Source organism: Embleya sp. NPDC005971, from assembly GCF_040629175.1.
Classification (GTDB): Bacteria; Actinomycetota; Actinomycetes; order Streptomycetales; family Streptomycetaceae; genus Embleya.
On sequence record NZ_JBEXUX010000150.1, the window covers coordinates 1 to 4906 of the forward strand.

The 4906-nt window shown below is 72.5% G+C and carries 6 protein-coding genes; 5 read left to right on the forward strand and 1 reads right to left on the reverse strand.

Annotated elements, in window-relative coordinates; all coding sequences use genetic code 11:
* Positions 1-158 precede the first annotated feature (158 nt).
* The 5 genes from ABZ374_RS47935 (at position 159) to ABZ374_RS47955 (ending at position 4239) form a co-directional block, all read left to right on the forward strand.
* Positions 159-976, forward strand: a protein-coding gene (locus ABZ374_RS47935; protein WP_360324981.1) for an IS5 family transposase whose coding sequence is annotated in 2 segments (ribosomal slippage) — positions 159-488 and positions 491-976 — 816 coding nt in all. Because the reading frame shifts where the segments join, the coding sequence is not laid out codon by codon here.
* 558 nt (positions 977-1534) lie between these two features.
* Entirely contained in the window at positions 1535-2176 is a 642-nt protein-coding gene (locus ABZ374_RS47940) for a hypothetical protein (RefSeq protein ID WP_360324984.1), read from the forward strand.
* A gap of 100 nt (positions 2177-2276) precedes the next feature.
* Positions 2277-3221, forward strand: coding sequence for a hypothetical protein (locus tag ABZ374_RS47945; protein WP_360324987.1), 945 nt, complete (start codon positions 2277-2279; stop codon positions 3219-3221).
* A 533-nt stretch (positions 3222-3754) separates the two neighbouring features.
* Positions 3755-4075, forward strand: a complete 321-nt coding sequence (locus ABZ374_RS47950; protein WP_360324990.1) for a hypothetical protein — start codon at positions 3755-3757, stop codon at positions 4073-4075.
* Positions 4072-4239 (forward strand): hypothetical protein, encoded by a 168-nt coding sequence (locus ABZ374_RS47955; protein ID WP_360324992.1) that lies wholly within the window; start codon positions 4072-4074, stop codon positions 4237-4239. The genes ABZ374_RS47950 and ABZ374_RS47955 overlap by 4 nt, the downstream gene beginning before the upstream one ends.
* A gap of 380 nt (positions 4240-4619) precedes the next feature.
* Here the strand turns inward: ABZ374_RS47955 and ABZ374_RS47960 are convergent, their stop codons facing one another.
* Positions 4620-4748, reverse strand: coding sequence for a helicase associated domain-containing protein (locus tag ABZ374_RS47960; RefSeq protein WP_360324994.1), 129 nt, complete (start codon positions 4746-4748; stop codon positions 4620-4622).
* Positions 4749-4906: the final 158 nt, after the last annotated feature.

The window sequence follows — 4906 nt, forward strand, 5'->3', positions numbered from 1 at the left end:
CAATCTCACCAAACGCATAACGGACGAAGCCACACCTACCTGGCGAGGCACCTACTAGAACATAAGGCGCAACTCGCCCACATTAAACGCCCACTTAGAAGTCCTAACAAATAATGAGTCTGGTGTGACTATCGGCTTGTTCGGTCGTTGTGCGTGGTGTGCGCAGAGGTGAGTCGCGTCCGTGGGTGGTTTCGGACGAACTGTGGTCCCTGATCGAGCCGTTGCTGCCCGAGCCGGCGCCGAAGGCGGTGCCGGGTAGGCCTCGTGTGCCGGATCGGCGGGCTTTGTGTGGGATCCTGTTCGTCCTACACACCGGAATCCAATGGGAGTTCCTGCCACAGGAGCTGGGTTTCGGGTCGGGGATGACGTGTTGGCGTCGTCTCGCGGCATGGAACGAGGCCGGCGTGTGGGACCGACTGCACGCGATCCTGCTCGCGAGACTCCACGCGGCCAAACAGCTCGACTGGTCGCGGGCGGTGATCGACTCCAGCCACGTCCGGGCCGCTCGAAGGGGCCCAAAAGCGGACCGAGCCCGGTCGATCGCGCGCGACCGGGCAGTAAGCACCACGTCCTGGTCGAGGGACGGGGAATCCCGCTCGCGGTGTCCCTGACCGGCGGAAACCGCAACGACGTCACCCAGGTCGTGCCTTTGCTCGCGAAGGTTCCCAACGTCCGCGGACGGGTGGGACGGCCTCGCCGACGACCCGACTCCCTCTACGGTGACCGCGGCTACGACCACGACAAATACCGCCGCCTCGTGTGGGCGCGAGGCACCAAACCCGTGATCGCTCGACGGGGACAACCCCACGGATCCGGCCTCGGACGCGTGCGCTGGGTCGTGGAGCGAACCATTTCGTGGCTGCACGGCTTCCGTCGCCTTCGCATTCGTTGGGAACGACGCGACGACATCCACGAAGCCTTCCTCGGCCTCGCCGTCTGCCTCATCACCCACCGACACGTGAAACGCCTTTGTTAGGACCTCTTAGGCTGACGTAGGCCCGTCGTGTGGGGCGTCGCCCACCCCGTCGCCTCGCCCGTCGCGTTTGAAGCGACGGGCCCGACCCCCGGTGTCGAGGCTGGTCACCGGCGAACACACACCCGCGCGGGAGAGCGGCCTGTATAGGAGGCCCGTGGTTGCGGAATCCCCACTCCATCCCGGCCCGGGCCGCTGGCACCACCCGGGTGCCGACGCGTTCCCGGTAGGCCGTCGCGGCGTCGAGCACGATGGCGAACGCCTGCTCCCGGGTCCACTCGGGTCGCGACCCGTCCGGCACGACCACCGCCCCCGCCCGCGCCCGACGCGCCGCCCGCCCCGGCCACAGCCGGCACCACGGGCACGGCGGGCGCGGCCGGTGGTGTCAGGCCCAACGCGACGAGCTCGGCGCACTGCACCTCGCCGAGGCGTTCCCATCCGGAGCGCTGTCGAGCGACCCACCGCCCCACGGCCGCGGCGCGGTGCACTACAGCCGGGGGACCGTGTACGTGAACACCCCTATCCACCGAACGCCTGCTCGCCGAGGCGCTGCCCGCGCACGTGCGACCCGAGTACGCCCCGACCCCGGACAGCCTGACCCGCCTGCCCGCCCTGCTCGACCCGCACACCGCCGCCGATCTCGCCACGCCGCACGCGAGCGTGCCGCCGCGCACGGTCGCCTACCGGCTGCGCGAGCTGCGCTCGACGCCCGGCTGGACCGTCGGCGACCGGCCCACGGCACACGCCACCGCCCGCCGGGCGATCACCCGCGCCCGCGCCCGGCGGGCCGGCCGTGCCACGACACCGACGGACCGGGTACTCGCCGCGCACGTCGACGCCCACCGAACCGCCACCGACGTGCCGGACGTGCCGGCCGGGCCGCGCCCGATGTGGCTGCGCGACGCGCACCGCCTCGACGCGCTGGCCGGGCGGATGCGCGCGGTGGCCGCCGCACTGCCGCCCGGCACCGGCGCCGAGGCGATCGGGACCGCGCTGGTCGAATGCGCCGGCGCCTGCCGCCTCGGCGGCAACGCCGACGCGCTCACCGACGTGGAAACGGCGTGGGCGGCCGAACCGGCCCCACCCGAGGACCCGCCCTACTGGGAGCTGACGCGGGTGCCGCTGCCGCTGTACGAACAGACCCGCGATGCCGGCGACGTCGCCCACACACTCGCCCTCTGGCTCGACAGCCTCACCCATTGATCCGGGCCGGCCGGGTCGGATCCGCCTCATCCGACGTCGGAGCCGGGTGGGGGATCCTGGAAGGGACTGGCGTCCCTTCCAGGAACGTGAAGGGGTTCGTATGCCGGAGAAACGGCCTCGCGGCTATCAGCCGTCGTGGTGTCCACGGGCGGCGACGCGTGACCTGCTCGCCGCGGTCGACCGCGTCCTGGACCGGTACACCGCACAACTGCCGTTGACGATCCGCCAGACCTGGTACGCCCTCGTCTCCGATGGCGTCCTGGCCAAGGAGGAGAAGACGTACAAGCGCCTGGTGGAAGTCCTCGGCATGGCCCGCCGCTCGGGCCGCGTCCCCTGGGACGCGCTGCGCGACGACACCGCGGTCGGCGTCGAACCCCTCGCCTACACCGGGCCCGACCACTTCCGGCGCACGCTCCTCGCGCTGGGCGAGGACTTCCGCCTGGACCGACAGGCAGGCCAGCCGGTGCGGTTGGAAGTGTGGTCGGAGACCGCGGGCATGGTTCCGCAACTGGTGACCGTCGCCGACCCCTACGGCGTGCCCGTCTACTCCGGCGGCGGCTTCAACGGCCTGCCCGGCAAACGCGCCGCCGCACGACGCGCCGCGGCCCGAACGCACGACGCGGTGCGGATCCTGGTGGTGTCCGACTGGGACCCCAGCGGCGTCCATCTGTTCACCGCGCTGGCCGAGGACGTCACCGCGTTCGCCGTCGTCGACGCACCGCACACCCGGATCGACTTCGAGCGCCTGGTCGTCACCGAGCAGCAGATCACCGACCACCACCTGCCCACCGCACCCGCCAAGCCCACCGACCGCCGTTCCTTCGTCGGCACCTCCACCACCCAGGCCGAAGCCCTACCGCCCGACACCCTCGCCGCCATCGTGCGCACCGCGATCGAAGCCCACCGCGACATGGACCTCCTGGCCGACGTCCTCGAAGGCGAACGGGCCCAGCGTCGCGACCTCGTGGAGCGCCTGCGAACGTTCGGAGGCCCCACCGACCCGCCCGGCCGAGCCGCCGGCCCGTCCCCCGACTTGCCCGGCTAGCGGTTCGGGTCGTCCCCGCGCGCCGGCGCGCACCGCACGCACCGCCTCGGGGTGTGTCGCCCGCCCGGCGAAGCGGGATGGGAGGAGACCGCCGCGCGTGGCTGTTCGACCGGTTGCCGCCCGGCTACCGCACCCACGACGTGTGCGGAAGTACCCGCTGATCCCGGCCCGGATGGCCGGCCCGGCCGCCTCGAACGGGGGGCGATTTTTGAAACCGGCGGCCCCGAAGCGGGGTTGCCTACCGTGTTGCCATACGTGTTGCCATACGTGTTGCCGTACGTGTTGCCCACCGTATTGCCGTACGTATTGCCCTACGTGTTGCCTACGCGTCCGGCCGCCCGGGATCGTTTCCCCTGGTCGCAACCCCCGAACAGCCGGGGGCGGATGCGGACTTCTTCCTGGGCGACCCCTCGGCCGGGCCGTCCCGCTCGAACACCGCCCACACCCGCGCCCCGATACCACCGACCCGAGCACCCCCCGAGCACCCTCCGCGCACCCGGGCCCGGCCCGGCCGGGTGCCGCCGCCGGCATGTTTGCGCGATCGGCGGTCGCGCGTCGGGGGTGCCGGCTACGGTCGGGGCCATGACCGACACACCCCCGCCCGACACCCCGCCCCGGCGCTGGTACGGCAGCGACCCCGGCTACCCCGACCCCGAACCCGACCACCCCGGCATCGAGTTGACCGGCGGCCCCTCGACGGCGAGTGGCTGGTCCTGGTCGACGACCACGACCCGCCCTACCCGAACGGGGTCGCCCTGGAGGCCGACGGCTGCGCGTGGCGATACGGGCGCAGCCACTACGAGCACGCGGATCCCCCGGACGGCCGGCTGCACTGGGTCTACGACACCGCGTGACCCTCGCCCCTCTCGCGGGCGGCGCCGACGTCGTGCCGGCCGGCGCCGCCCGCGAATCGGACACCGGCGGCCTCGGGGGATGGACCGACCGGCGCGGCCCGCCCGGCGACGAGGAAACGCCGGACCACCACACCGACCCCAACGACCCACCCGCCCCGGGGTGACGCCCACCGGGCGCGGGACGCAAGAAAGGGCGTCGACCCCATGGTCGACGCCCTTCCCCAATGCCGGACTCCGTAGGGCACAGCCCGCACGGCACGCCACGAGGCGAATGTGTGGACCCCGCGAAGGGCACCGGCCCACCGTGCCGGCAACCCGGCCCCGGGCGCACACGTTTCACCCGAACGAGACGAACACCCCGCCGCCCCCCGACCGATGGCCCGTCGCCTCGGGCGTCGCCTGCCCCGTCGCGCTGGGAAACGACGGGGCCGCGACCGCGTCCGGGCCGGTCGGCGGCGGATGTGCACCCCCGTCGGCGCGCAGCCTGTATACGGGGTTCATCGTGAGCAACCCCGATCCATCCCGCCGGCGGCCCGGCCCCGCCCTACGTCCAGCGCATCCCCAACACGTCCAACGCGGCGATCCGCTCGGCAGGCAGCTTCGCCCGCCTGCTCCTGGTCGTCGTCACCCATACCCCGAGCCGCACGTCCTCGGGCCACCCGTCGGCGGCCACCACCGACTCGACATGGGCGCGCGGGACTTCGCCCCGCGCCGACGGTGGGTCTGTAAAACGAACGGCTCTGTCCCGTAATCGGTGGTAGCGCTTTGTGGTGATCGCTGGAGGAGGATGCGGTGGCGGAGCAGGGGGAACCCGGCTCGGCCGTGCATCTG

Excerpts from the sequence above, each read along its gene's own strand:
- ABZ374_RS47945 (WP_360324987.1), top strand. The coding sequence starts at position 2,277 with ATGCCGGAGAAACGGCCTCGCGGCTATCAGCCGTCGTGGTGTCCACGG.